General features: G+C 75.4%; 22 protein-coding genes. 18 read left to right on the top strand and 4 right to left on the bottom strand.

Going from position 1 to position 26,385, the window contains the following annotated elements; translation table 11 throughout:
• Positions 1-54: 54 nt before the first annotated feature.
• The 7 genes from ygfZ (at position 55) to dtd (ending at position 5,003) form a co-directional block, all read left to right on the top strand.
• Positions 55-1,197, top strand: coding sequence for a CAF17-like 4Fe-4S cluster assembly/insertion protein YgfZ (ygfZ, locus tag ACZ402_RS17050; RefSeq protein WP_375825574.1), 1,143 nt, complete (start codon positions 55-57; stop codon positions 1,195-1,197).
• On the top strand, positions 1,194-2,354 hold the full coding sequence (locus ACZ402_RS17045) for an FUSC family protein (protein ID WP_375825573.1): 1,161 nt from the start codon (positions 1,194-1,196) through the stop codon (positions 2,352-2,354). Before ygfZ ends, ACZ402_RS17045 begins: the two co-directional genes overlap by 4 nt.
• A gap of 79 nt (positions 2,355-2,433) precedes the next feature.
• Positions 2,434-2,754 carry a type II toxin-antitoxin system Phd/YefM family antitoxin gene (locus ACZ402_RS17040; protein ID WP_375825572.1) on the top strand — a complete coding sequence of 107 codons (321 nt, stop codon included), beginning with the start codon at positions 2,434-2,436 and terminating at the stop codon, positions 2,752-2,754.
• A gap of 7 nt (positions 2,755-2,761) precedes the next feature.
• Complete coding sequence (locus tag ACZ402_RS17035; protein WP_375825571.1) at positions 2,762-3,199, top strand: type II toxin-antitoxin system VapC family toxin; 438 nt, start codon at positions 2,762-2,764, stop codon at positions 3,197-3,199.
• A gap of 10 nt (positions 3,200-3,209) precedes the next feature.
• Positions 3,210-3,542 carry a DUF2516 family protein gene (locus ACZ402_RS17030; protein ID WP_318783088.1) on the top strand — a complete coding sequence of 111 codons (333 nt, stop codon included), beginning with the start codon at positions 3,210-3,212 and terminating at the stop codon, positions 3,540-3,542.
• A gap of 7 nt (positions 3,543-3,549) precedes the next feature.
• A complete protein-coding gene (locus ACZ402_RS17025) occupies positions 3,550-4,566 on the top strand; it encodes an asparaginase (RefSeq protein WP_375825570.1) in 1,017 nt (338 codons plus the stop codon).
• Entirely contained in the window at positions 4,563-5,003 is a 441-nt protein-coding gene (gene dtd / locus ACZ402_RS17020; protein WP_375825569.1) for a D-aminoacyl-tRNA deacylase, read from the top strand. The genes ACZ402_RS17025 and dtd overlap by 4 nt, the downstream gene beginning before the upstream one ends.
• 153 nt (positions 5,004-5,156) lie before the next feature.
• On the opposite strand, the gene ACZ402_RS17015 is transcribed toward dtd, so the two are convergent.
• Positions 5,157-6,188, bottom strand: a complete 1,032-nt coding sequence (locus ACZ402_RS17015) for a CorA family divalent cation transporter (RefSeq protein ID WP_375825568.1) — start codon at positions 6,186-6,188, stop codon at positions 5,157-5,159.
• Positions 6,188-6,388, bottom strand: a complete 201-nt coding sequence (locus ACZ402_RS17010) for a hypothetical protein (RefSeq protein WP_375825567.1) — start codon at positions 6,386-6,388, stop codon at positions 6,188-6,190. The genes ACZ402_RS17015 and ACZ402_RS17010 overlap by 1 nt, the downstream gene beginning before the upstream one ends.
• Positions 6,389-6,882: 494 nt before the next feature.
• Between ACZ402_RS17010 and ACZ402_RS17005 the strand changes: the two genes are divergently transcribed.
• The 4 genes from ACZ402_RS17005 (at position 6,883) to ACZ402_RS16990 (ending at position 15,936) form a co-directional block, all read left to right on the top strand.
• The gene (locus ACZ402_RS17005; protein WP_375825566.1) at positions 6,883-9,957 is read left to right on the top strand and encodes a LuxR C-terminal-related transcriptional regulator; all 3,075 of its coding nucleotides are present in this window, start codon (positions 6,883-6,885) and stop codon (positions 9,955-9,957) included.
• Between the two features lie 259 nt (positions 9,958-10,216).
• Complete coding sequence (locus tag ACZ402_RS17000; protein ID WP_375825565.1) at positions 10,217-12,124, top strand: glycosyl hydrolase family 18 protein; 1,908 nt, start codon at positions 10,217-10,219, stop codon at positions 12,122-12,124.
• A gap of 301 nt (positions 12,125-12,425) precedes the next feature.
• On the top strand, positions 12,426-15,113 hold the full coding sequence (locus ACZ402_RS16995; protein WP_465272302.1) for a glycosyl hydrolase family 18 protein: 2,688 nt from the start codon (positions 12,426-12,428) through the stop codon (positions 15,111-15,113).
• Positions 15,114-15,315: 202 nt separating this feature from the next.
• The gene (locus tag ACZ402_RS16990; RefSeq protein WP_375825563.1) at positions 15,316-15,936 is read left to right on the top strand and encodes a hypothetical protein; all 621 of its coding nucleotides are present in this window, start codon (positions 15,316-15,318) and stop codon (positions 15,934-15,936) included.
• A gap of 95 nt (positions 15,937-16,031) precedes the next feature.
• Here ACZ402_RS16990 and ACZ402_RS16985 read toward each other — a convergent pair whose 3' ends face one another.
• Both ACZ402_RS16985 and ACZ402_RS16980 read right to left on the bottom strand, forming a co-directional pair.
• Positions 16,032-17,072, bottom strand: coding sequence for a hypothetical protein (locus ACZ402_RS16985; RefSeq protein ID WP_375825561.1), 1,041 nt, complete (start codon positions 17,070-17,072; stop codon positions 16,032-16,034).
• A gap of 277 nt (positions 17,073-17,349) precedes the next feature.
• Positions 17,350-19,191, bottom strand: a complete 1,842-nt coding sequence (locus ACZ402_RS16980) for a DUF4012 domain-containing protein (protein ID WP_375825560.1) — start codon at positions 19,189-19,191, stop codon at positions 17,350-17,352.
• 140 nt (positions 19,192-19,331) lie between these two features.
• Between ACZ402_RS16980 and ACZ402_RS16975 the strand changes: the two genes are divergently transcribed.
• From ACZ402_RS16975 to ACZ402_RS16945, 7 genes are all read left to right on the top strand, one after another.
• Positions 19,332-19,883 (top strand): RNA polymerase sigma factor, encoded by a 552-nt coding sequence (locus ACZ402_RS16975; RefSeq protein WP_375825559.1) that lies wholly within the window; start codon positions 19,332-19,334, stop codon positions 19,881-19,883.
• Between the two features lie 69 nt (positions 19,884-19,952).
• Entirely contained in the window at positions 19,953-21,407 is a 1,455-nt protein-coding gene (locus tag ACZ402_RS16970) for a hypothetical protein (protein ID WP_375825558.1), read from the top strand.
• Positions 21,408-21,697: 290 nt separating this feature from the next.
• Positions 21,698-22,936 carry an inositol-3-phosphate synthase gene (locus ACZ402_RS16965; protein ID WP_375825557.1) on the top strand — a complete coding sequence of 413 codons (1,239 nt, stop codon included), beginning with the start codon at positions 21,698-21,700 and terminating at the stop codon, positions 22,934-22,936.
• Positions 22,933-23,850, top strand: coding sequence for an SCO3242 family prenyltransferase (locus tag ACZ402_RS16960; protein ID WP_375825556.1), 918 nt, complete (start codon positions 22,933-22,935; stop codon positions 23,848-23,850). The genes ACZ402_RS16965 and ACZ402_RS16960 overlap by 4 nt, the downstream gene beginning before the upstream one ends.
• Positions 23,847-24,809 (top strand): sugar phosphate isomerase/epimerase family protein, encoded by a 963-nt coding sequence (locus tag ACZ402_RS16955; protein WP_375825555.1) that lies wholly within the window; start codon positions 23,847-23,849, stop codon positions 24,807-24,809. The genes ACZ402_RS16960 and ACZ402_RS16955 overlap by 4 nt, the downstream gene beginning before the upstream one ends.
• Positions 24,806-25,507, top strand: a complete 702-nt coding sequence (locus ACZ402_RS16950) for an EboA domain-containing protein (RefSeq protein WP_375825554.1) — start codon at positions 24,806-24,808, stop codon at positions 25,505-25,507. Before ACZ402_RS16955 ends, ACZ402_RS16950 begins: the two co-directional genes overlap by 4 nt.
• Positions 25,507-26,385: a TatD family hydrolase gene (locus ACZ402_RS16945; protein WP_375825553.1), complete on the top strand. Its 879-nt coding sequence runs from the start codon at positions 25,507-25,509 to the stop codon at positions 26,383-26,385. Before ACZ402_RS16950 ends, ACZ402_RS16945 begins: the two co-directional genes overlap by 1 nt.

The following is a 26,385-nucleotide window of genomic DNA, read 5'->3' as shown; positions in this document are numbered from 1 at the left end:
GCCTCGGACGAGCACACCCGCAGGCCCGGACGCGCCGACGAAGGAGGACCACCCGTGACCACCGGCTACACCAGCCCGCTCCTGTCCCGCCACGGCGCGGTGCCCGCGACGGGCCCCGACGAGGGTGTCGCGTGGCACTACGGCGACCCGACCGGGGAGCAGCGCGCCCTGCGCACGGGCGGCGCCGTCGTCGACCAGTCGCACCTCGGCGTCGTGACGGTGACGGGCCCCGACCGGCTGAGCTGGCTGCACTCGATCACGTCGCAGGACCTGACGGACCTCGCCCCGCGCACGTCGACGGAGCTGCTCGTGCTCTCGCCGCAGGGGCACGTCGAGCACGCGGCGTCCGTCGTCGACGACGGCGAGACGACCTGGCTCGTCACCGAGCGCTCGCACGCGACGGACCTCGCTGCCTGGCTCGACCGCATGAAGTTCATGCTCCGCGTCGAGATCGCCGACGCGACCGACGACTGGGCGGCGCTCGGCGAGCCCGTGGACGCCGAGGGCGCGGAGGGCGAGCCGGTCACGTGGCGCGACCCGTGGCCGCGCGTCACCGGCGGCGGCACGCGCTACGGCCCGCCCGAGGACGAGCACCCGGGCCGCGAGCGGCCGTGGCGGCTCGTGCTGGTGCCGCGGGCCGAGCTGGCCGACGCCGTCGCCGCGCGCGAGGCGGCCGGGTGGCGGCTCGTCGGCACGTGGGCGACCGAGGCGGCCCGGGTCGAGGCGTGGCGGCCGCGGCTCGCGACCGAGGTCGACCACCGGTCGATCCCGCACGAGACCGACTGGCTCCGCACGTCCGTCCACATGCACAAGGGCTGCTACCGGGGCCAGGAGACGATCGCGCGCGTGCACAACCTCGGGCGACCGCCGCGCCGGGTCGTGATGCTGCACCTCGACGGCTCGGGGCACCTGCTGCCGGCGCCCGGCGCCGAGGTCACGCTCGACGGGCGGCCCGTCGGCGCCGTGACGTCGGTCGCGCGTCACCACGAGCTCGGCCCGATCGCGCTCGCCGTCCTCAAGCGCAGCGTCCCCGAGGACGCGGAGCTCCTCGTCGACTGCGACGGCGGCGCGGTCTCCGCGGCGCAGGAGGTCGTGGTGCCGGGCGAGGGGGTCTCGGTCGACCGCCCCGCCCCGCGCGGCCCTGTCGGCCGCGGAGTCACGCCCCGCGGCGAGGGCGCGCCGACGAGCATGCTGTGACCGCGGGGCCGGCGTCCGGGAGCGGGCCGGGCCCGTCCGCCGGCCCCGGCGCGGTCGACGTCGCCCGCACCGCGTGGCGCCGGCTCCTCCTGCGTGCCCGGATCCGGCAGGGCGCCTCGCGCGTCCGCGTGGCGCTGTGGCCCATCCTCCAGGCGTCGGCCGCCGCGGGCCTCGCGTTCGGCATCGCGCGCTACGGGCTCGGCCACGTCGCCCCCTTCTTCGCCCCCGTCTCCGCGTGGGTGTGCCTCGGGTTCAGCCAGGACCGGCAGCTCCGCCGCGTCCTCGAGCTCGCGGTCGGGGTCGCGATCGGCGTCGGGCTCGGCGACCTCGTGGTCCACGCGATCGGGTCGGGGTGGTGGCAGGTCGCCGTCGTGCTCGCCGTCTCGGCCCTCGCGGCGCGCTTCATCGACCGCGGCGCGATGCTCACGACGCAGGCCGGGGTGCAGGCGATCGTCATCGTCGGGCTCCCGGCCGCGCAGGCGGGCGGCCCGCTCGGACGGTGGACGGACGCGCTGGTGGGCGGCGCCGTCGCGCTCGCGGTCGCGGCGCTCACCCCGGGCGACCCGCGCCGGCGTCCCCGGCTGCTGGGTGCCGAGGCGACGACGGAGCTCGCCGCCGTCCTCGACGTCCTCGCGCGGGGGCTGCGCGGGCGCGACCGCGCCGACCTCGAGGCGGCGCTCGTCAAGGGCCGCGCCTCCGAGGGTGCGCTCGAGGACTGGCAGTCGTCGGCGTCGTCGGCGCGCGAGCTCGCGCGCGTCACCGCGGCGGGGCTGCGGCACCGGGACGAGCTGGGCGGGCTCGAGCGCCAGGCCGTCCTCGTGGACCGGGCGATGCGCAGCGTGCGCGTCCTGGCGCGGCGCGCCGTGCCCGTCGCGGGCGGGCCGGACGAGCGGGAGCTCGACGCGGTCGCGGACCTCGTCGCCCGGTTCGGCGCCGGGGTGCACGTGCTCGCCGAGGCGGTCGGCGCCGGTCGCGACCCGGCCGTGGCGCGCGAGGTCCTCCTCGAGGTCGCGCACAGCGCCGACCCGCACGCGCTCGGCGACGGCGACTGGCAGGTGCAGTCGCTCGTGATGCTCGTGCGATCGCCCATCGTCGACCTCCTGGAGGCGGCCGGGGCGACGCCGCAGCAGGCGCGCGACGCCCTCCCCGAGCTCTGAGCGGGCGATCCGGCCCTGCCGGGCGAACGGGACGATCTTCACCCTGCACAGCGGCGCCCCGGGCCGGTACGGTCGGGGCATGGAGGTCCCCGTCAGCGCCCTGCGTGCCGAGCTCAAGTCGTGGATCGAGCGGGCCAGGGAGGGCGAGGAGGTCGTCATCACCGAGCGCGGCGTCCCCGTCGCCCGGCTGACGGGCGTCGCGACGGCGGACCTGGTCACGGAGCTCGTGCGCGACGGCGTGCTGGTCCCCCCGGCGGGGGAGCGCCCGGTCCACGCGGTCCCCGCAGGCGCTGACGCCGGCGCGCGGACGGCGGGCGCGGACGGGGCGCGACCGGCCGACGGCGCCCGCGGAGGTCGCGGGGGCGGCGTCGCCGCGCTCGTGCGCCGGATCCGGCGCTGAGGCCCCGATGGCACTGGTCTACTTCGACGCGAGCGCCCTCGTGAAGCTCTGCGTCCCCGAGGCCGGCTCCGCGCTGGCGAGCCGCCTGTGGAACCGGGCGGACGTCGTCGTGACGAGCCGCCTCGCCGACGTCGAGGTGCGGGCGGCCCTCGCCGCGGGCGCCCGCGGCGGCGTGCTCGACGGCCCGGGCCACGCGCGCGCCCTCGGCGCGTGGGACGCGCTGTACCCCGCGCTGCACGTGGTCGAGGTCTCCGGCGAGGTCGCCGACCGCGCGTCGGCGCTCGTCGCGGCCGGCGCGCTGCGCAGCAACGACGCGGTGCACGTGGCGAGCGCCCTCGCCGTCGCGCACGACGACACGATCGTGGCGGCCTGGGACCCGCACGTGGTGACCGCCGCGCGGTCGGTCGGGCTGCGGGTGGTGCCGTGGCCGCTCGCCAGACCGTAGGCTCGTGCCCGTGGGAATCATCGGGTCGCTGCAGTGGATCGTCTTCTTCGTGCTCATGCTCGTCGTGTTCGTGACCGAGCTCGTCGCGCTCGTCGACGCGATCCGACGTCCCGCGAGCGCGTTCACGGCCGAGGGCAAGCTGACCAAGCCGATCTGGCTCGCGATCCTCGGGGTCGCGGCGGCCCTCGGATTCATCTCGCTGCCGCCGATGAGCGTCGGGGGCTTCTTCGGGGTCATCGGCGTGGTCGCGGCGATCGTCTACCTCGTGGACGTGCGTCCCCGGCTCCTGCCGTACGGCAACGGCCGCGGCAACGGGTCGTCCGGCCGCCCCGGCGGCTGGTGACGCGCCGGTGACCACGCAGGCCCGGGGCGGGATCGAGCGCGCCGCCGTCCCGCTCGCCGAGGTCGTCCGGGGGGACCTCGCGGAGTCGGTCCACGCCGGGCACCTCGTCCTGCTGGGCGCCGACGGCGAGCCGGTCCTGGAACGTGGCGACGCCGACGCCGTGATCTGGCCGCGGTCGAGCGTCAAGCCCTTCCAGGCCGTGGCGATGCTGCGGCACGGGCTCGTCCTCCCGCCGCGCCTCCTGGCGCTCGCCGCCGCAAGCCACAACGGGGAGCCGGAGCACCTCGCCGGGGTCCGGGAGATCCTCGACGGCGTCGGGCTCGACGAGTCGGCGCTGCAGAACACGCCCGACATGCCGCTCCACCCGCCCGCCGCGTTCGCGTGGCAGATCGAGGGCCACGGGCCGTCGTCGATCACGCAGAACTGCTCCGGCAAGCACGCGGCGATGCTCGCGACGTGCGTCGCCGCCGGCTGGGACACCGCCACCTACCTGGACGTCGACCACCCGCTGCAGGTCGCCGTCCGCGAGACCGTCGCCCAGGCGACCGGCGTGCCGGTCGAGCACGTGACCGTCGACGGGTGCGGCGCGCCGCTCTTCTCGACGACCGTGCGCGGCCTCGCGCGCGCGTTCGGGCGGCTCGCGGCCGCCCCGGAGCGCGACCCGCGCTCCCCGGAGGCGCAGGTCGCGCGCGCGATGGCGGCGTTCCCGGAGATGGTCGGCGGGACGGGCCGGGACGCGACGCTCGCGATGCGCGCCGTGCCCGGCCTGGTCGCCAAGGACGGTGCGGACGGCGTCTACGGCGCCGGCCTGCCCGACGGCAGCGCCCTCGCCTTCAAGGTGCTCGACGGCGGCTCCCGCCCACGGCCCGCGGTCCTCGCCGCCGCGCTCCGCCGCCTCGGCGCGCCCGGGGTGGCAGGGGCCGACGACGCGGCGCTGACCGCGCTCGGCGACGTGCCCGTGCTCGGCGCGGGCCGGCCGGTGGGGACGGTGCGGCCCGTGCTCGACGCGGAGCGACGCTCGTGAGGGCCGTCGTGCAGCGCGTCTCGCGCGCGAGCGTGAGCGTGGTGGCCGAGGACGGGTCGTCGGAGGTCGTCGGGGCGATCGACCGTCCGGGGCTGCTCGCGCTCGTCGGCGTGACGCACGACGACGGCGACGCGCAGGTCGAGACCATCGCGCGCAAGATCGCGGAGCTCCGGATCCTCGCGGGCGAGCGGTCGGTGCAGGACGAGGGCGCACCCGTGCTCGTCGTCAGCCAGTTCACGCTCTACGCCGACACGAAGAAGGGCCGCCGACCGTCGTGGAACGGCGCTGCGCCCGGGCCGGTCGCCGAGCCTCTGGTCGACGCGGTCGTGTCGCGGTTGCGCGAGCGCGGGATCGACGTCGCGACCGGGCGGTTCGGCGCGCACATGGCCGTGGAGCTCGTCAACGACGGCCCGGTCACCCTGATCCTCGAGGCCTGATGACCCCCGGGCGAGCCCCGGCGACCCGCCCCTGTCGCCGCAGCCCCGAGCACCGAGGCCGCCCCCACCGCGGGCCCGACCCCGCAGGCTTGAGGCCCGAGCCCGCGCCGCGGGCCGGGCTCGCCGGCCAGACGCGGGCGCGCGCTGGTGGGGTCAGCGGAGCCAGCCGCGGCGCTTGATGTAGGCGAGCGGGATGACGGCTGCCACCAGGGTGAGCAGGACGGTGAGCGTGAAGCCGTAGGGGCGGTCGAGCTCGGGCATGTGCGTGAAGTTCATGCCGTAGAACGACGCGATGAGCGTCGGCGGCAGGAACACGGCCGTGATGATCGTGAAGACCTTGACGATCTGGGCCTGCTTGACGTCGAGCGAGGTCATGATCGCCTGCTGGAGGTAGCGCACCTTGTCGTGCTCGAAGCTCGCGTGCTGCTTCACCCCGTCGACGTCGGCGACCAGGGTCTCCACGAGCCCGGCGAGCACGGGGTCGGAGTCGGCGATCTCGCTGCGCAGGTGCCGCGCGGCGCGCGCGAGCGAGAGCTGGGACTCCTGGGCGCGCGAGACGATCTCCTCGGCACGGTTCATGCGGGTGATGGTGTCCTGCATGTCGCTCACCCCGATCTCCCGACCGCGGGAGTCGACGCCGCGCGTCGCCTCGTCGATCTCGTCGGACATGTCCTCGAGCAGGTCGCTCGCGTACGACACGACGCGGTCCGCCGCCTCGTTGAGCGCGTAGAGCAGCGCGTACGCGACCCCGTAGGAGGATCCGGTGAGCCACGGGGTGCGCCGCATGCGCGCGATCGCCTTGTCGAACACGCCGTAGTGGCGCTGCGGCTGGGCGGTCACGACGACGTCGGGGGAGAGCGCGAGCACGATCCGCTCGTAGACGACGCGGTCGCCGTCGCGCCGCGTGGCGGTCACCGGGAGGTAGACGTGGGCGTCCGTCTCCCAGACCCGACCGCCCGCGGCGGCGAAGTCGACGCCGTGCTCGGCGGCGCGGGCCGTCGCGTCGGGGTCGCCCACGCCGACCTGGACCCAGCGGGAGCGCAGGACGCGGGGGTCGAACCGGGGGGCACCGGTGCCGTGCGCACGGGCGTGCAGGTCCAGCCCGCCGCGTGCGGGCGCGGGAAGGGCGCGGTCGGCGCCGGCCGTGAGGGCGAGGCCCGTGGGCTCGGGCAGCGTCGTCGTCATCAGACACCTCCGGCGGTGACGTGCGCGAGCAGCAGGGCGACGCAGATGAACACGTACAGGCCGACGGTGAAGGAGATCGACTGGCGTTCCAGGTTCGGTCGGCGGGCGCGGTGTCGACGGGGCAGAACGGCGCGCGCGTCCCGCAGGGTCTGACGTGCGGGGCGGGTCCGGGACTCGGTGGCAGGCGAGCGCTGGGTCATGGTGGTCGTCCTCTCGGCGGGCCGACGACCACGGGCGAGCGCCACGGGGTGGGTGGCGGGCGCTGGTGGGTCGGCGGGTGGTCCGGCGGCGCGCACGACGGCGCGCGCGGTGCGCACTGGCGACCTCCCGCACGGGACGACGGCCGGCCGCGGGAGTCCTCGAGGTACGCCGACTCAGGCGACGGGCTGCGGGCCACGGAGGGTGAGCGCGCAGTGCACGGTTCTATGACTGCTGCCGTCCGGCATGGGGCTCACCTCGCTCTCGTGGCGGCGGCGCCGTGGGCGCCGCACCCGGGTCGGGGCGCACGAGAACCGTGGCCACGACGGGGATCGAGGCCAGGCTAGCCCTCCCGCCCACGCACGGCAAGCGCCGTCGGCCCAGGTGGCGGTCGTGTGACGGCCGGGAAACGATGTGGTGATCCCTTGTTTACGGAGGGTTGTTAACATTTCATCCGGTCGACGGGCGAAGAAGCCCCCGGACGGAGGGTCCCGACATGTCAGAACAGCACGACTACCTGGTTCCCGAGCCGCACCGTCGCGCGGACACGCGGTCCGCACGACGGCTCGAGCGGCTCTCCTCCCGCGCGCAGGAGGTCGACCGCGCGCTCGCGGCGGTGAGCGAGGGCAAGGGCGGCCTCGTGTGGACGGCCGAGCGCGGCATGGGGGCGAGCGCGACGCTCGAGCTCGTGTGCGAGGCCGTCGCGACGTCCACCTTCGCGCGCCCGACGCTCACCCTGCGGTGTCGCCCGCCCGCGGGTGCCCCCGCGCCGGGCTCCGCGGTCGTGTCGCTGGTGTCGCAGGTCTCGCAGCTCGCGGGCGGCGTCGTGCCGGAGCGCCTCACGCGCGTCCTCGAGCCCGTCGACCCGGGCTTCGGGTACCTCCCCGAGGTCGCGGCGGTCGCGCTCGCCGAGCTCCTCGTGGAGTCGTTCGACGGCGCCACCGTCGTGCTCGTGGCCGACGACCTGCACCTCCAGGACGACCTCAGCAGGTCGGTCCTCGCGAGCCTCGTCGCGCAGCGCCACGCGCCGGTCGTGCTCCTCGGGACGGCGACCGCCGGGGAGCTCGACCCGTCCTCCGGGCCGTTCGAGCTCCGCGCCGTCCCGCCGCTCGCGCCCGCCGACGCCCTGCACCTGCTGCTCGTCGAGCGGCGGCTCGCCGTCGCGCCGCACGTCGCGGCGCGCCTCGCGGCGCTCCTCGGCGGCAACGCCGCGGCGCTCACCCAGACGGCGGCGCTGCTCACGCCGGAACAGCTCTCCGGGGGGTCGATCCTCCCGGACCCGCTCCCGGCCGTCCCCGCCGTGCGCTCGCTCTTCGCGGACCGGCTCGCCGCCCTCAGCGAGGGGGAGCGGCACGCGCTCCTCGTCGCGGCCGTGGCCGTCGTGGACCGGACCGAGCTGCTGCTGTCGGCGACCGGCCTCGCGATGGACGAGGTCCTCGACGGTCCGCTCGCCGAGCACCTCGCGCTCGTGGGTGGGCGCTTCGCGTTCGTCGACCCGCGCATGCGGTCCCTGGTCCACGCGGACGCGCGGCTCGCCGAGCGCACGACGGCGCACGTCGCGCTCGCCGAGGCGCACCGCCGCGCGGGCGAGGAGGACGTCGCGGTGTGGCACTCGGCGCTCGCGACGCTCGTCGGCGACCCGGAGCTCGTCCCGGGGCTGCTGCGGATCGCGCGTCGGCACCTGGACCGCGGGGACGTCGTCTGGGCGCACGAGGTGGCTCGCGAGGCCGCGAGCCAGGCCGCGACCGAGCACCGCGCCGAGGCGTTCGCGATCGCAGGCGTCGCCGCGCTGCGGTCCGGCCACGTGCAGGACGCGGCGGACTGGTTGCGCAAGGCGTCCCGCAGCGGCGACGACGCGCTGCGGGCGCGGACGCTCGGACCGCTCGTCGCCGCGCTGACGCTCGCCGAGGGCCAGGTGCCCGACGACGTCCTCTCGCCCTACCTGCGGGGCGGTCAGCCCGACGACCTCGCGCCGGACGACGTGGCGGGGGTCGTGTCGGGCGTGCTCAACGCGGCGCGGCTGCACGCCGAGCGGGGCGACGGCGTGAGCACGTCCCAGCTCCTCGACACGGCGACCTATCTCGCATCGTGGTGCGACGACGACGCGACGGCCGCCGGGCTCGCGCTCGCACGGTCGTGGGCGGCCGTGTTCGGCGTGGGCGAGCGGGGGGTGGTCCCCGACGTCGACCTCGGACCCGACCACGAGGCGTCGCTGCAGGTCAGCCGTGCGCTCGCGCTCGCGGCGGACGACCGGCTGGACGACGCGGCGCAGACGCTCGCGAGCGTCGTCGCGTCCCTCGCCCCGGTCCGCGACGGCGGCCGGTGGTTCGACGGGCCGGACGCCGCCCTCACGCCGCTCGCGGAGGCGCACGTCCGGCTGGCGCAGTCGCTCGTGCACCTGTGGCGCGGCACGCTGACCCGGGCCGCGGACGAGCTCGCCGAGGCGGCGTTCCGGCTCCCGCTCGGGCTGCCGTTCGCCGGTCTCGGCGTGGCGGCGGCGCGCCGTCTCGACATGATGACGCGGGGCGTCGTGGGCCCGGTGGCGACGGCGCTCGAGGAGACGTGCGCGAGCCCGACGTCCCGCCCGGTCCGGCTCGGGCTCCTCGTGGACCGGGCGATGGGCGCGGCGTTCGCGCACCACGTGACCCAGGCCGCCACGCTCCTGGAGCTCGCGGCGGAGCGGGAGCGCCCCGACAGCGCACGCATGCTCCCGCTGCCCGGGCTGGACGACGTCGAGGCCTGGGTCGTCGCCGGACGCCACGACGCGGCGCAGCGTGCGCTGGCCCGGCGGAAGGTGGACGCGAAGGAGCTGCCGCCGTCGCTGCGGTCGGCGACGCTCGTGCGGGCCGACGTGTCCCTCGCCGCGCCCGAGGACCTCACCGTGCCGCTCGAGCGGGCGACGCGGGTGAACCGGACCACGGCCTCGCCCTACGAGCACGCGCGGACCGACCTCTGCGCCGCGCGCGCCCTCGTGCGGGCCGGGGAGCTGCAGCGTGCGCACGGCCTCTTCCTGTCCGCCATCGAGCTGTTCGACGACGCGGGGGCGGACGCCTGGACGACGATCGCGCGCGACGAGCACGCCGACGTCGTCCGGCTCCTCGGCGGACCGGTGACGGACGACGGGCCCGGGGCGCCGGTACCCGCGGGGGCGGTCGGCGCGGCGAGCGGGACCGTGGTGGGCGGAGCGCCCGCCGGGACCTGGGCGGCGGCGGCACGCGCCGCCGGACTGCACGCGCCGCTGCCCGGGGTGCTCGGCGGGCAGCGGCCGGGGGCCGAGCCGACGCCCGCGCCCCGCCCCGTGCCGCCGGACGCGTGCCGGCTCGCGGTGCGCGAGAGCGACGTCTCGGACGAGGCGCTCGCCGAGCTCCGGGGCCGGTGGTCGGACGAGCTCACCGAGCGTGAGCTCGACGTCGCGCTGCTCGTCGTCCAGGGCGCGTCCAACCGGGAGGCCGCGGACCAGCTCTACCTCTCGGTGCGCACCGTGGAGGTGCACCTCGGTCGCGTGTTCCGCAAGCTCGGGGTGCGCTCGCGCGTCGAGCTCACCGTGCTCGCGCACCGCGTGGGGCGCTGAGGGGAATCCACGACCCCTGGCAGGACGCTACGTAGCGCGGGCGTCAGAGCAGCGTCGTTTCGCCCCGTTCCGTCCGGTTCTGGGTGCCTCTGTCCTACGGGGTAACTCTTACGTGACGGGTAAGTTCGCACCATGAACAATGTGGGAAGCGCGGATAACGCCACGGTGCCCGCGTCATTACGGTCGAGAGGACCCGAGGGCGACGACGACTCCGGAGTACGGCGACGTGGCCCACCGCACCAGCAGCGAGGCAGGACCCATGGACGTGTCCCTCTTCACCAGACCACCCCGACCGGGGCGCCGTCGCGGCGCACGCGTCGCGGCGCTCGCGACCGCTGCGGCGCTCGTCGGCGGACTCCTCGCGGGAGTCGCGCCGGCCCAGGCCGCCGAGGTCGCACCCGCCGCCGTCTCCCACCCGGGCGACAGCGACGTGAACGGCTACCGGAACGTCGGCTACTTCACGCAGTGGGGCGTGTACGGCCGCAACTTCCAGCTCAAGAAGGTCCAGGACTCCGGCGCCGCCCAGGACCTCACGCACATCAACTACTCGTTCGGCAACATCCACTACCAGAACCTCACGTGCTTCATCGCGAACAAGGCGCAGGGCACGGGTCCTAACGGCTCCGACGGCGCCGGTGACGCGTGGGCCGACTTCGGCATGGGCTACACCGCGGCGAACTCCGTGGCCGGCGTCGCCGACACGTGGGACCAGCCGCTCGCCGGCTCGTTCAACCAGCTCAAGCAGCTCAAGGCGAAGAACCCCCAGCTCCGCGCCCTCATCTCCATCGGTGGCTGGACCTGGTCCAAGAACTTCTCGAAGGCGGCTGCGACGCAGGCGTCGCGCGAGAAGTTCGTGTCGTCGTGCATCGACATCTACATCAAGGGCAACCTCCCCGTGATCGACGGGCGCGGCGGGGCCGGCGCAGCCGCCGGCGTGTTCGACGGCATCGACATCGACTGGGAGTGGCCCGGCTCGAACAACGGCGAGGTGGGCAACTACGTCGACACCGTCAACGACCGCGCGAACTTCAAGCTGCTGCTCGCCGAGTTCCGCAAGCAGCTCGACGCGTACGGCGCGCAGACGGGCAAGCACTACCTGCTCTCGGCGTTCCTCCCGGCCAACCCGGACGACATCGCGGCGGGCGGCTGGAACGACCCGGCGATCTTCGAGTACCTCGACTACGGGAACGTCCAGGGCTACGACCTGCACGGCGCGTGGGACCCCGCGCTCGCCGGTCCTCAGGCCAACCTGTACGACGACCCTGCCGACCCGCGGGCGGCCAACCGTCAGTTCAGCGCCGACAAGGCGGTGCAGGAGTACCTGCGCGGCGGCGTCGACCCGAGCCAGCTCGGCCTCGGCATGGCCATGTACGGCCGCGGCTGGAAGGGCGTCACGTCCTCGGCCCCGTGGTCGGCGGCGACGGGAGCGGCCCCCGGCACCTGGGAGGCGGGCAACGAGGACTACGACAAGCTCCGCACGCGGGGCCAGGACTACTACGACCCGGCGACGGTCTCGGCCTGGCGCTACGACGGCGACCAGTGGTGGGGCTACGACAACGCGCAGTCCGTCGCCGCCAAGGCGGAGTACATCGACCGCCTGAACCTCGGTGGCGGCATGTGGTGGGACCTCTCCGGCAACCACGACGGCACGCTGCTCGGCGGCTTCACGGACAAGGTCCGTTCGCTCCCGGCCGGTCCCGTCGACGGCACGGACGGTCCGACCGACCCGACGGATCCCACGGACCCGACCGACCCCACGGATCCCACGGACCCGACCGACCCGACCGACCCCACGGACTGCCTGGCCGCCTGGTCGGCGAGCGCGGTGTACACGGGCGGTGCGACGGTGTCGTTCGAGGGGAAGAACTACCGCGCGAAGTGGTGGACCCAGGGTGACCGCCCGAGCGCGGGCGGCCCGTGGGAGGCGACCGGCACGTGCGGCGCGACGGATCCGACCGACCCGACGGACCCCACGGACCCGACGGACCCCACTGACCCGACCGACCCGGGCACGTGCACGGCGCCCGCCTGGTCGTCGAGCGCGGTCTACACCGGTGGCGCGACGGTCTCCTACCAGGGCCAGAGCTACCGCGCGAAGTGGTGGACGCAGAACAACGTCCCAGGCGCGGAGCAGTACGGCCCGTGGGAGTCGCTGGGCGCCTGCTGACGCTCGGCCCTCGCCGGCCCTCGCCGGCCCCTGACGGCGCCGGTAGCCACGAGCGACCGGCGCCACCGGCCGGGGCCCGTCCACGACGTGGTCGACGGCGGGTCGCGGTGACGAGTCCTGTGCACCCGCCCCGTGCACCCTCCCCTCGTCGCGTCACCGACCACCCGTCGTCGACCGTCGTCGTGACGGGCCCCGACCGGCCCCCTCAACACCACCCGGCGGTCGCCCTCCCCAGGCGGCCGTGCCCGACGCGACGCCGTCCGGCGTCGTGCGCAGCAACCCAGCAGATCGAGGTACCCCCATGCAGTTGTCCCTGACCCCTCGGGCGCGCGCCCCACGCGCTCCCGGTCACCCGGCGCAGGTCCACACGGTCGTCGCGGCCGTCACGACGCTCGCCGTGCTGGCCACCGGCCTCGCCGGTGCCGCGGCCGCGCAGGCCACGACCCCCGTCGCCGCCGCCACGACCACGGTGTGCGCGGACCCGTGGTCCGCGACCCCGGCCTACGTGGGCGGCGCGACCGTCTCGCACGACGGCCAGAACTACCGGGCGAAGTGGTGGACGCAGAACGACGTCCCGGGCGCGGAGCAGTACGGCCCGTGGGAGTCGCTCGGTGCGTGCGGCGACACCCCGACCGAGGAGCCGACGACGGACCCGACGACGGACCCCACCACGGATCCGACGACCGACCCCACGACCGACCCCACGACGGACCCGACGACCGACCCCACGACGGACCCGACGACCGACCCCACGACGGACCCGACGACGGGCCCCGCCGCGAACCCGGACGAGAAGTGCCGTCCTGACGGCATGGCGCAGACGCCGGGCGTCAGGACGCCCTACTGCGACGTGTACGACGAGAGCGGCCGCGAGAAGCTGCCGAACGGCCTCGACCGCCGCGTCATCGGCTACTTCTCGAGCTGGCGGACCGGCACGAACGGCCAGCCGCGCTACCTCGCGAGCGACATCCCGTGGGACAAGCTCTCCCACATCAACTACGCGTTCGCGCACATCGACGGGAACGACAAGGTCTCGGTGAACGCCGGCGCGGCGGGCAACGCGGCGACGGACATGACGTGGCCGGGCGTCGCGGGCGCGGAGATGGACCCGACGCTCGACTACACGGGCCACTTCAACCTGCTGGCGAAGTACAAGAAGGCCCACCCGGGCGTCAAGGTCATCCCGGCCGTGGGCGGCTGGGCAGAGACGGGCGGCTACTTCGACGCGAGCGGCAACCGCGTCGCGTCCGGCGGCTTCTACACGATGACGGAGTCGCAGGCGCGCATCGACACGTTCGCGGACTCGGTCGTCGACTTCGTCCGCCAGTACGGGTTCGACGGCATCGACATCGACTACGAGTACCCGACGTCCAACAACCAGGCCGGCAACCCGGACGACTTCCAGATCTCCGACAAGCGCCGCGGGCAGCTCTTCCAGGGCTACGTGAACCTCATGAAGACCCTGCGCGAGAAGCTCGACGCGGCGGGCGCGCAGGACGGCGAGTACTACATGCTCACGACCGCGACGCCGTCGTCGGGGTGGCTGCTGCGCGGCATGGAGGTCTACCAGGTCACGCAGTACACCGACTACGTGAACATGATGACGTACGACCTGCACGGCGCCTGGAACGAGTACGTGGGCGGCAACGGCGCCCTGTTCGACGACGGCAAGGACCCCGAGCTCGCGGCCGGCGGCGTGTACAGCGCGTACAAGGGCATCGGCTACCTCAACGGCGACTGGGCCTCGCACTACTTCCGCGGCGCGATGCAGGCCGGGCGCATCAACCTGGGCGTGCCGTTCTACACGCGCGGCTTCCAGGGCGTCCAGGGCGGCACGTACGGCATGGGCGGCACCGCGAAGGCGCCGGCCGGGTTCCTCTGCCCGGCGGGCACCAACAACAAGTGCGGCTACGGCGCGGAGGGCATCGACAACCTCTGGTACGACAGCGACCCGCAGGGCAACGCGGTCCCGGCCGGCGTCAACCCGATGTGGCACGTGCTGAACCTCGAGAAGGGCGTGACGGGCGACTACGTCTCCGCGTACGGCGTCACGGACACGATCCAGGGCACGTACGAGCGTCACTTCGACCCGGTCACCAAGAACGAGTGGTGGTGGAACGCGCAGACCAAGACGTTCCTCTCGGGAGACTCGACCGAGGCGATCGCGGCCAAGGCCGACTACGTCGCGGACACCGGCCTCGGCGGGCTGATGATCTGGGAGCTCGCGGGCGACTTCGGCTACGACCAGGCGAAGGGCCAGTACGAGATCGGCACCACGCTCGTCGACCTCATGCACAGCAAGCTCTCGGCCACGACGCCGTACGGCGCGTCGAAGGCGAACGCCGACCGGCCGATGCCGACGCAGGCGCTCGACGTCGACATCCGGTACACGGAGTTCGCGCTCGGCGACAACAACTACCCGATCTCGCCCAAGGTCGTCTTCACCAACAACGGTGCGAAGGACATCCCGGCCGGCGCGACGATCTCGTTCCAGTACGGCACGACGGACCCGGGCGAGATGAGCGACTGGAGCGGCTTCAAGACCACGGTCACCGCGAAGGGGCACACCGGCGACAACGTCGGCGGCCTCGACGGCGACTTCCACACCGTGCAGTTCACGGTCCCGACCGGGGGCATCCCGGCGGGCGGCTCGATCACGAACCAGCTCAAGTGGTCGATGCCGGCCGCCCAGTTCTCCAACGTGATCGTCACGGTCGACGGCGTGGACTACGCCACGACGTACGACCACCCGCGCGGCGTGACCGTCGTCGACCTCCCGGGCTCCGGGGGCGGCGAGGGCCCGGGCGGCCCCGGCACGGGCACGGGCACGGGCGAGTGCACCGCGGCGGTCTGGGTCGCGGGCACGGCGTACAGCGGCGGCGCGGTCGTGAGCCACGGCGGCCACGAGTGGACGGCGCGCTACTGGACCCAGAACGACACCCCCGGCGCCTCGGCGTGGGGTCCCTGGGCCGACGGCGGCGCGTGCTGACGCACCGCCGGCGTCCCTGACGACGTCCCGCCCGGGCGGCTCGCGGGTACGGGGAATCCCGTACCCGCGAGCCGCCACCGTGTGGGACTCACGCATCTCGACCGGCGTCCGCTCTCGTTAGCGTGACAAGACCGACGAGGTCCCCGCGGCTCCCCCAGTGGGCTGCGGGGACCTCCGACCGCGAAAGGCGACCATCGTGCACGTGCACCATCGAACGACCCGTTTCTCCCTCTCCCTGGCGGCCGTCGCGCTCGGCGGGGTGCTCCTCGTCGGCTGCTCGGGTGCGTCCGCACCCGAGACGACCGCCGACGGAGGCTCGGGCCCGGCCACGGCGGAGGACCACGGCGCGCACGGCGCCCACGCCGACGAGGGCAAGGTCCCGGTCGGTCCCCTACAGCTCCCGGCGGCCGAGTACTGGTCCGTGCTCCAGCCCGCCGACGGCGTCACGCAGGTCCGCTCGGGCGGGTGCCCCGAGGACGCGGTGTGCCCCAGCTTCGAGATCCTCACCGGGGCGGGCCTCGACGGCGTCGACCCTGCCGCCGCCCACGTGCCCGACGGCGCCACCTGCCCGGGCAACGACCAGCTCCCGGCCCGCGCGGTCGGGGAGGCGTCCGAGTCGGACGCCGAGGTCGCCGGCACGCCCGCCACGCTCGCGCGCTGGACGCTCTCGTGCGTCGACGGCTCCGGCGCCGAGGTGCGCACCGTCGAGCAGCTCCAGTGGTACGTCCCGGACGCCCCCGGCGGCGCGGTGCTGGTCGTCGACCGCTGGGCCTTCGAGGGTCTGGAGTCGCGCCTGGCTGCCGGCGCCTGGGCGGCCGCCTGACCGGTCCGCCCCCGCCGGTCGTTCCGCGGCGACCGCGACGACGAAGGCCTCGCACCCGTCCGGGTGCGAGGCCTTCGTCGTGCGTGCGGTGCGCGTCAGCCCTTGCGGGTCCGGCGCGTCAGCAGGACGATCGCCGCGCCGACCACGGCGAGCCCGGCCGCGATGGCGGCGTACAGGCCGACCGTCGCACCGGTCTCCGCGAGCGTCGGGTTCTGGCTCCCGGCGACGGGGTTGTCGACCGGCGTCACGCCGGGGAAGCAGTTGCTCGTGTCCTGCGGGTAGGTCACCGGGACGGTCACCTCGGGGTTCACGGCGAACGTCACGTCCACGGTGCCCGTGGCCCAGCCGTGCGTCGCGGTGTTGATCCACATGTTGTTCACGAGCTCCCAGCCCTCGTCGGCCGGCAGGTCCACGAAGCGTTCGGGATAGGCACCGGGCCACAGGACCCGCCCCGTGAGCGGCAGGTCGGCCATGACGTCGTCCTCGCCCTCGGGGTTGTGCCACGTGAGGGTGACGGTCGAGTTCGGCGTCCCGGTCACGGAGACCCCGTAGTCGAGGTAGGAGACGCCCTCGACACAGACGGGCGTGAGCACGTCGACCTTGATCGTCGGCTCCGGGGTGCCGGGCGGGTTCGTCGCGCACTCCGGCGTCGACGGCGGGTAGGCCACGACGGTCTCGGCCGTCGGGTTGACCTCGAACACGACCGTCACGCCCGCGCGGACCCAGTCGAACTCGTCGCCGACGACCCACTCGCCGTCCACGAGGCTCCAGCCGGGCCAGTCGACGGGGCTGCCCGCGCCGTCGACCTCGGCACCGGGCCACAGGACGCGACCCGAGAGCGGCAGACCGGACTGGACGACGTCCTCGCCGTCAGGGTTGACCCACGTGATCGTGAGCGGGTTCGTCTCGTCGTTCTCGTAGTCCGCGGGGAGCTCGAAGACGTAGTCGAGGTAGGGGACGTCGCCGTCGCACACCGGCGAGGCCACGGTGATCTCCGGGACGTACGTCTCGGGGTCGTCGGTGGCAGCGCTCGCGGACGTCGCGACGACGGGGACGGTCAGGAGCGCGGCGACCGCGGAGAGTGCTCCGACGAGCACCGCCCGTCCCGTGCTGCGCAGACCCTTCGAGGTACGCATGGCTTCTTCACCCGTCTCGGTTCAAGGATTCTGGTGTTCCGGTACACAGAGAGCGCCGGAGTGCGGTCCGTGATGCAGCGGGGCCACGGGCCGGTGGCACGGGTCGAGCGACAGGCGCCCAGAATAGCGAGGATCGGGCCCCGAACTGGACGGTCGTCCGGGTGAATTGTGGCCGCCGGGAGCATCGTTATCCAGCCGTGATCCTGGCCGTCGTCCCTCCACGGCGCCGTACCCGCGAGGGCGGGGGGCGTCGGGCCCGACCGGACGCCGTGAGGAGTCACCCGCACGCGGCGACCGGGACCACCTCGAGGCCGGGAGCGGACACCGTCGGGGTCGTCCACACGTCGATCGTGCCGTCGGCGCCGGGACGGTCCTGCGGACCGGCAGGCGAGGTCACGGTGAACGAGACCGCCGTGCTCTGACCCGGCGCGAGCTCGATGGGGAGCGAGGCCGCGCGTCGTCCCCCCACCTCCGCGACGAGCGCCCCGGCGGGCGCCCCGCCCACCCGGACGGTGCCGACCTCGCCGCCGCGCGGCGGGTACAGGACGACCACCGTGCGCATGTTCCCCGGCGTGACGCCCGAGATGCCGCCGCCCGTGACGTACCACGACAGGCTCGTCCCGGCGTCGGCCGGCGCGGTCGACGTGAGCGCGGCGCTGAACGTGTCGACCCGCCCGCCGTCGGTGCACACGCTGCCGGTGAGCCGGACGTCGGTGTCGAGGTAGTAGCCCATCTTGCCGCCGGTGGCGTCGTTGAGGAACACGCCGACGGAGCTCGCCGCGCGCTCCGCGGTGTCGATGTCGCCCGCGACGACCGTGCCCGCGAGCCGGTCCTGCTCGTCGGCGTGCGCGGACCAGAGGAGCACGCGGTGCTCGTCCGCCCCGCGGGCGAGGGCGTCGCGCGCGAGGCCGGGGTCCGCGGTGCCGGCGAGGAACGTCGCGAGGACGGTCGACGCGACGGTGGCGAAGAACGCGTCCGTCTGCTCCCCGGGCTCGAGCGCGGCGTAGGCGTCCGAGAGGAGGACCCGCACGACGTTGCTCGCGTCGAGCGCGGCGGTCCCCTCGCCGAACGGCACCTGGACCGCTCCCGTGGACTCCAGCAGGTAGGACAGCGCGACGGGGTCGATCGCGGCCACGCCGTCCACCGTCTCGCCCTGGGCCTGCTCCCACATGGCCGCCGTGAGCGCCGCGGTCGTGGGGAAGTCGGGCGTGAGGGGGGTGTCCTGCACGTACCGGGCGACGCGGTCCGTGAAGAGCTGCTCGACCCCGGGCGCCAGAGGGAGGACGGGCTCGGCGAACGGCGGGACGTCGGCCGTCGAGGCCTGGCGCTCCAGCGAGAGGGTGCCGCCGTCGGCGGTGAGGACCGCGAGCGCTCCGGGGATGCCGCCGCCCGCGCGCAGCTCCGCGTTGTTCAGCGAGACGAGGAGGTACCGGCGCGGCCCGTCGGCGCCGAGCATGGCGGGGCCGAGCGCGGTGAGGCGGTCGGCGGTGCGCACGACCGGGCGCAGGTCGTCGGTCCGCGCGACGAGCGTCGCGTACGGCTCCGCGATCTCCTGGTGCAGGGCGGCGGGGTCGACGCGCGCGAGCCGGGCGTCGATGTCGTCGAACGCGTCCGCGGCGCGAGCGACCGCCGGCGCCGCGGCGACGAGCGGGGCGAGGTCGACGCCGCCGCCCGCGATCGTCACGCTGTCGCCCTCGACCGCGCCGAGCACCTGGGTGAGCGACGGCAGGACGACCGCGGCGAGGTCGTCCACGGTCGCGGCCGCGGCGGAGAACGCCCGGACGTCCTGCCCGTACACGGGGACGTGCGCGGCCAGGGACCACAGCGGGCCGTCCGTGCTGGCGCGCGCGGTCGCGGTGTGGGGCTGGACCTGCGCCAGGGCTGCTTCCGCGGTCTCGACGTCGCCCGCGCGCAGGGCCTCCTCGGCCGCGGGGACCTCGTCGAGCGCGCGGGTCAGCGCGTCGCGCGCGGCGAGGGCGTCGCGGGCGAGGAGCGCGACGCAGACCACGAGGAGCACGGCCAGCAGGATCAAGCCCCAGCCCAGCCACGACGCCCAGTGCCGACGGCGTCGACGGCCCGTGTGGCGCGGCGGCAGGTCGGCCCGCTCCGTCGTCGTCATGACCCTTAGCGTAGGTGCTGGGTGCTGGCAGGATCGGTGCCGTCGCGGGTGAGGTTCGGGTGATGGGTGCGCCGTGCAAGGAACGCGATCCCCGGGACACAGAGCGGTTGACAGCCCCGACCCGCCGACGAGGAGCCGCCGTGACGACCGACGAGGAAGCCGACGCCGCCGTCCACGACGAGGCCTGGTTCGCCGCGCTCTTCGCCGCGCACGCGACGCCGCTCTACCGCTACTTCCGCCGCCGGCTGCCGAGCGCCGCCGGCTCCGTGGGCCCCGACGCCGACGACCTCACGGCCGAGGTCCTCGCGACGGCCTGGCGGCGCCGCGAGGACGTGCCCGACGGCGCCGAGCTCCCGTGGCTGTACCGCACCGCGGGCTTCGTGCTCGCCAACCACCGGCGCAAGGCGCGGGCGGTGCCGGTGGCCGAGGTGCCCGACCGGGGTGACGAGGGCGCGGACGTCGAGCACGTCGTCGTGCAGGACGACGAGGTGCGGCGCGCGCTGGGCGCGCTGTCGGTCCGCGACCGGCGCATCCTCCTCCTGCACGCCTGGGAGGGCCTGGGTGGTGACGGCCTGGCGGCGGTCCTCGGCACGTCGCGCGGGGGAGCCGACGCGGCGCTCTCGCGGGCGCGGGCACGGCTGCGCACCGCGTGGGCGGAGCAGGCGGCCCTCGCGCAAGAGTCGGGCGCCTGAGCACACATCACGGGTAGACCCGACCGGCCGCGCCCCCGCGGCGCGGCCCCGCAGTACCTGGAGGGCGACATGACCACCCACACCCCCGACCAGCCCGACGACGCCGACCTGGAGCGCCTGCGCGCCGCCGACCCGGCGGCGGACGCCGACCCCGACGCGAGCGCGCTGGAGGCCGCGGTCCGCGACCGCGTCCCCGAGGCCTTCGGTGACCGGTCGGCGGTTGCCGGCGCCCCGCTCTCCGGGTCGGACGGCCCGACGGCGACGCTCGTCGACGAGCTCGCCGAGCGTCGTGCGCGACGCCTGCGCCGACGGGCCCCGCTCCAGGTCGCCGCGGCGGTGGCGGGCGTGCTCGTCGTCGGCGCGGGCGGCTACGCGCTCGGTGCCGGAGCGGTGGGAGCGTCGCCCGCGGGGGACTCGGCCGTGGAGTCCACGGCGCTCGCGCCGCTCCGGCTGGGTGGCGCGGGCGCGGCCCAGGAGGAGTCGGGAGCCGCCGCCGACGCCACGACCGGGCAGGCGTTCTCGTCCGACGCCCGGGCCTCGGCCGACATGGCCTACCCCGGTCCCTGGGGCGGGCGCACGGTGTTCCACCAGGACGGCCTCTCGACGCAGGGAGCCACCGCGGACGCGTGGGCGTACGACGCGGCCGGGGTGTTCTCGCAGGAGACCGCGCAGCGCGTCGCGGACGTCCTCGGGGTCTCGGGCGAGGTGCGCGAGGACTACGGCTCCTACGTCGTGGGGTCGGCGGACTGGACGGGACCGAGCGTCTCGCTGCAGCCCGACGGCCTCGCGAGCGTGAGCTACAACGACCCGACGAACGACCCGTGGGGCTGCGTGGTCGTGACGCCGCTGCCGGCCGACGGCGAGGAGGGGGCGGTCAGCCCGTCCGCCGAGCCGGGCGCGTGCGCGGAGCCGGACCACGGGGCGCCGCCGAGCGGTGCGGACGCGGTCGAGCGGTTGCGCGACCTGCTCGGGGCGCTCGGCCTGGACCCCGCGGGGTACGAGGTCGTCGCGGCGGAGCAGCCCGCCGACCAGGGTGCGCCGCGGGCGACCGAGGTGTCCGCCTACGAGGTCGTCGAGGGGCGGCGCACGGGGACGCAGTGGAGCGCGACGTACTCCGGGAGCGGCCTCGCGTCGCTGTACGGGAGCCTCGCGCCGCGTGTCGGGATCGGCGCGTACGACGTGGTGAGCCCGGCCGACGCGGTCGAGCGGCTCGGCGACCCGCGGTTCGGCGGGGGCGGCATGATCGCGTGGGCGGCTCGCGACGGCGTGCAGGCCGTGCCGGAGATCGCACCCGCCGAGCCGGAGGCGCCGACCGTGCCGCCCACGGTCGGCGAGGGTGCCCGGTTCGCGTGGCCCGTCACGGACGTGACGATCACGGACGCGCGCCTGGGGCTCGCGGTGCAGTACCAGCCCGACGGTGCGGCGGTGCTCCTGCCCGCGTACGAGCTCTCCGACGCCGACGGCAACGTGTGGTCGGTCGTGGCCGTCGTGGACGACCAGCTCGACTTCTCTCCCGCGGGCTGAGCCCACCTCGCCGGGGACGACCTGGCGGCCGGTTTCCGCGCGATGCCGACCGCCTGGTCGTCCCCGGCGTGCGCTTTTGCATCGTGCAAGCGTCATGCTCCGCGAAAGTAGGCACGCTTTTGATTGACCCTCGACAAAAGTGTGGCTAGGGTCGCACCAGACCGGGCGCCCACCGGGTCGTAGAGCGTTCACACGCCCTCGTCCGGGCGTGCGGTCCGACGATGGCAGGGAGGCCATCGTCGTCGTGCTCGGCGGCGCTCCGGCGTCCGCCGACGGGAACGGGAGCAACGATGCACCACTTCGCTTCTGACGGCTCGTCAGACCGCCCGGCTCCGGACGCGCGCACGGGGCTCTGGCTCGTCGGCGCCCGCGGCTCCGTCGCGACCACCGCGATCCTCGGCCTCGCGGCCATCGCGGACGGGCGTGCCGCGCCGACGGGCTGCGTCACGGTCTCCGAGCCCTTCGCGTCGGCCCCGCTCCCGTCGTTCGGCGACATCGTCGTGGGTGGCCACGACATCTCCGACGTCTCGATGGTCAAGCACGCCGAGCAGCTCGTCGAGGCCGGGATGATCGCCCCGCGCCTGCTCACCGCCGCGCACGCCGCGCTGGAGCGGGCCGACGCCGAGGTCCGGCCCGGCTACTCCGCCCACCCCGCCGAGGGCGCGCCGCGCGAGTCCCAGCAGGCCGCGGCGGAGCGCCTGGCCGCGGACATCGTCGACTTCCGCGAGCGGCACGGGCTCGCGCGCGTCGTCGTGGTCGACCTCGTGTCGACGGAGCCGCTGCCCGAGCCCGGTCCGGAGCTCTCCGACCGCGAGCTCCTGCGCGCCGCGCTCGCGGACCCGGAGCGCGCCGTGCTCCCGCCGAGCTCCGTGACCGCGTACGCGGCCCTGCTCGCGGGCGCCCCCTTCGCGGAGTTCACGCCGTCGGCGAGCATGCACCTGCCGGTGCTCCTCGAGCTCGCCGCCGAGCGCGGCGTCCCGGTCGCGGGCCAGGACGGCAAGACCGGCCAGACGTGGCTGCGCACGATCCTTGCGCCCGCCTTCGCGGCCCGCGGCCTGCGCGTCCTGTCCTGGGCCGGCGCCAACCTGCTCGGCGGCGGCGACGGCGCGACCCTGGCCGACCCCGAGGCCGTGCAGAGCAAGCTCGTGTCCAAGTCGCGCGGCCTGCAGGACCTCACGGGCAGCCAGGTCACGCCGCTGCACATCGACAACGTGCCGGACCTCGGCGACATCAAGGTCGCGTGGGACCACGTGCACGTCGAGGGCTTCCTCGGCTCGCGCCTCACGCTGCAGACCACGTGGTCGGCCTACGACTCGATGCTCGCCGCGCCGCTCGTGCTCGACCTCGCGCGCCTGCTCGCGCTCGCCGACGCCGCCGGGTACGCGGGGCCGGTCCCCGAGCTCGGGTTCTTCTTCAAGGACCCGTGGGCGAGCGACGTGCACGACTTCGCAGCGCAGACCGTCGCCCTCGCGGACTGGGTCCGCGAGGCGGCGGCCCGCGTCGGCGCCGCACCGGCCGACCGGCCGTGACCGGCTCCCTCCACGACCACCTGGACCTCGTCCGCGCCCCCGCGGTCCTCTCGGTGGTCGGTGACACCCTCGCGGGCGCCGCCGCCGCCGGGCACGCGCTCACCCCGCGCCGCGCGCTGCTCCCGCTCGCCTCCGCGTGCCTCTACGCCGGGGGCATGGCGCTCAACGACTACGCGGACCGTCACCTCGACGCGGTCGAGCGGCCGGAGCGGCCGATCCCGTCCGGGCGAGTCTCCGAGGCTCGCGCACTGCAGGTCGCGGTGGGCCTCACGGCCGCGGGCGTGGGGCTCGCGGCCGCGGGCGGGGGGCCGCGGGCGCTCGCGGTCGCCGTCCCGCTCGCCGCGAGCGTCTGGACGTACGACACCGTCGCCAAGGAGCACGTGGTGGGTCCCGTCGTCATGGCCGCGTGCCGCGGCCTCGACGTCCTGCTGGGTGCGGGCGTCGGGCACCTGCGTGCCGCGCTGCCCGCCGCGGCGGGGATGGCGGTGCACACCGCGGGCGTGACGTTCGTGTCCCGCGGCGAGGTGCACGGCACGACGTCGTCCCTCGCCACCGGCGTGGCGGCGGCCACCGCGGTGGGTGGCGCGCTCGTCGGCGCGGGGGCGCTGCGCCGCGGTCGCGGGGCCGGCCCGGGCCGTGCGACGCGCGTGGCGACGGCCGTCGCCGGGGCCGTGGCGGCCGGCGCGTACCTCGCGACAGCGCTGCCGCGCCAGGTGGACGCCGCGATCACGCCGTCGGCGAGCAACGCGTTCGCGGCGACGAAGGCCGGGATCCGGGCGATGCTCCCGCTCCAGGCCGCCTGGGCGGCGCGCGGCGGCAGCCTCGCGTCGGTGGGGGTGCTCGCGGGCGTCGAGGTCGCCGGTCGCCTGCTGCGCCGGGCCGGGCGCGGGCGCGCCGAGATGAGCGAGACGTGAGCGGGCGCGAGGAGCACGGGCAGGGCGTGCCGTTCACGCTCGGGTACGGCACCAACGGGTTCACGGACCACCCGCTCGACGTCACGCTCGACGTGCTGGAGCACGAGGGCTACGGCGCGGTCGCGCTCACGCTCGGGTTCCCGCACCTGGACCCGTTCGCGGACGGATGGCGCGCGGACGTCGACGCGCTGCACGACCGCCTCGCCGCGCGGCACGGCGGTGCCGGGATGCGGGTCGTCGTCGAGACGGGCACGCGGTTCCTGCTCGACCCGTACCGCAAGCACCGGCCCACGCTCGTGGACGCCGAGGCCGACGCCCGGCTGCGCTTCCTGCGCCGCGCGGTCGAGATCGCGGCCGCGCTCGACGCCGAGTGCGTGTCCTTCTTCTCCGGCGTCCTGCCCGACGGCGCGTCCCCGGCCGAGGGCTGGTCGCTCCTGCGCGACCGCCTGCCCGGGCTCGTCGAGCACGCCCGCGAGCACGGCGTGCGGCTCTCGCTCGAGCCCGAGCCCGGGATGCTCGTCGAGACCGTCGGCGACGCGCTGCGGCTGCGCGACGAGCTCGGCGGCGACGCCGGGGACCTGGCCGACCTCGGCGTGACGGTCGACGTCGGGCACTGCCTCGTCGTCGAGCCGGACGGCGTGGTGGGCGCGCTGCGCGCCGCCGCCCCGTACCTCGCGAACGTGCAGCTCGACGACATGCCGCGCACGCACCACGAGCACCGCCCGTTCGGCGAGGGCGAGATCGACCTGCCGCTCGTGCTCGCGACCCTCGCCGACGTCGGCTACACCGGCGTCGCCGCGGTCGAGCTGCCCCGCCACTCGTACGACGCCCCGGGCCTCGCGCGCCGCAGCATGGCGGCACTGCGTGACGCACTGCCAGCGGCGTGGGACCGACGCCCCGCGGTGCCCGCGCCCGACCAGGACCCACCCGTCTCCGACCACCCCCAGGAGGTGCCATGACCGAGCCAGCCCCCGCCGCCCCCGCGGCCCCGGACGGCGCGACCACCGAGGGCGAGCGCTGGCTCGCCGAGGCGCGCGCCGCCGTCGCGCAGGACCCCGCGGCCGTGTCGCGCGCGTTCGCGCTCGCCGGCCGCAAGGTCGGCCGGGCCCCGGTGCGCCCGGACGCCGACGCCGCCGGCGTCGTCCACGGGACGGTCGACGACGAGGCGCGCGCCGCGATCGTCGTCGCGCTCGCCGAGGCGCTCGGGCCCGGAGCCGACGGCGACGCGTCCCTCGCGGCCCGCCTCGCCGACCTCTACCAGCACGGCGACACCGCCGAGCGGCGCGGGGTGCTGCGCGGGCTCGACGCGCTCACCGCTCGGGGGTCGCTCGCGGACGGCGCGGCGCCGTCGGTCGTCGCCGTCGGTCGCGACCTCGCCGCCGACGCGCTGCGCACCAACGACCAGAGCCTCGTCGCCGCGGCGGTCGGGCCGTTCGCGGCCGCGCACCTCGACCAGCACGCGTGGCGCCACGCCGTCCTCAAGCTCGTGTTCATGGGCGTGAGCCTCGACGCCGTCGCCGGTCTCGACGACCGCGCGGACGACGAGCTCGCCCGCATGGCGCGCGACTTCGCCGCCGAGCGCCGCGCCGCGGGACGCGTCGTGCCCGACGACGTCGCTCGCCTCGCCCCTGACGTCACCACCGGGAGGACCGCCTGATGCGCATCTTCGACCCCCACATCCACATGACCAGCCGGACGACGGACGACTACGAGGCCCTGTACGCCGCGGGCGTGCGCGCGCTCGTGGAGCCGGCGTTCTGGCTCGGGCAGCCGCGCACGAACGTGGGGTCGTTCCTCGACTACTTCGACGCGCTCCTGGGCTGGGAGCGGTTCCGGGCCGCGCAGTTCGGCATCCGCCACCACGCGACGATCGCCCTCAACCCCAAGGAGGCGAACGACCCGCGCTGCCGCGAGGTGCTCGACGAGATCCCGCGCTACCTGCTCAAGGACGGCGTCGTGGCGGTCGGCGAGGTCGGGTACGACTCGATGACGCCCGAGGAGGACGAGGTGTTCTCCCGCCAGCTCCAGATGGCGCGCGACGTCGACCTGCCCGTCCTCGTGCACACCCCGCACCGCGACAAGCTCTCGGGCACGCGCCGCACGCTCGACGTCGTGCGCGAGTCCGGCGTGCCGTCGGAGCACGTGCTCGTCGACCACCTCAACGAGACCAACGTCGCGCTCGTGCTCGACGCCGGGGCGTGGGCCGGGTTCTCCATCTACCCGGACACCAAGATGGACGAGGACCGCATGGTCGCGATCCTGCAGGAGCACGGCACCGAGCGGATGATCGTGAACTCCGCCGCGGACTGGGGCCGGTCCGACCCGCTCAAGACGCTCAAGACCGGGCGGGCGATGCTCGCCGCCGGGTTCACCGAGGACGACGTCGACAAGGTGCTGTGGCGCAACCCGGTCGAGTTCTACGGGCAGTCCGGCAACCTCGTGCTCGACCCGGTGCCGGGCTTCGTCGAGGGCGACCTGCCGACGCCGGGCGTCGAGTTCGAGGGCTCGTCCGTGCTGCGCGGCGCGCGGGCGTAA

This window comes from Cellulosimicrobium sp. NPDC030954 (genome assembly GCF_055571305.1).
This window is presented reverse-complemented; position numbering and strand designations above follow the sequence as displayed.

Coding starts and splice junctions, on each gene's coding strand:
- ACZ402_RS17015 (WP_375825568.1), bottom strand. CDS start 6,188: ATGACGACGACGCTGCCCGAGCCCACGGGCCTCGCCCTCACGGCCGGC.
- ACZ402_RS17010 (WP_375825567.1), bottom strand. CDS start 6,388: ATGACCCAGCGCTCGCCTGCCACCGAGTCCCGGACCCGCCCCGCACGT.
- ACZ402_RS16980 (WP_375825560.1), bottom strand. CDS start 19,191: ATGACGACGACGGAGCGGGCCGACCTGCCGCCGCGCCACACGGGCCGT.
- ACZ402_RS16945 (WP_375825553.1), top strand. CDS start 25,507: ATGCGCATCTTCGACCCCCACATCCACATGACCAGCCGGACGACGGAC.
- ACZ402_RS16995 (WP_465272302.1), top strand. CDS start 12,426: ATGCAGTTGTCCCTGACCCCTCGGGCGCGCGCCCCACGCGCTCCCGGT.
- ACZ402_RS16950 (WP_375825554.1), top strand. CDS start 24,806: ATGACCGAGCCAGCCCCCGCCGCCCCCGCGGCCCCGGACGGCGCGACC.
- ACZ402_RS17000 (WP_375825565.1), top strand. CDS start 10,217: ATGGACGTGTCCCTCTTCACCAGACCACCCCGACCGGGGCGCCGTCGC.
- ACZ402_RS17005 (WP_375825566.1), top strand. CDS start 6,883: ATGTCAGAACAGCACGACTACCTGGTTCCCGAGCCGCACCGTCGCGCG.
- ACZ402_RS17040 (WP_375825572.1), top strand. CDS start 2,434: ATGGAGGTCCCCGTCAGCGCCCTGCGTGCCGAGCTCAAGTCGTGGATC.
- ACZ402_RS16970 (WP_375825558.1), top strand. CDS start 19,953: ATGACCACCCACACCCCCGACCAGCCCGACGACGCCGACCTGGAGCGC.
- ACZ402_RS17035 (WP_375825571.1), top strand. CDS start 2,762: ATGGCACTGGTCTACTTCGACGCGAGCGCCCTCGTGAAGCTCTGCGTC.
- ACZ402_RS16965 (WP_375825557.1), top strand. CDS start 21,698: ATGCACCACTTCGCTTCTGACGGCTCGTCAGACCGCCCGGCTCCGGAC.
- ACZ402_RS16985 (WP_375825561.1), bottom strand. CDS start 17,072: ATGCGTACCTCGAAGGGTCTGCGCAGCACGGGACGGGCGGTGCTCGTC.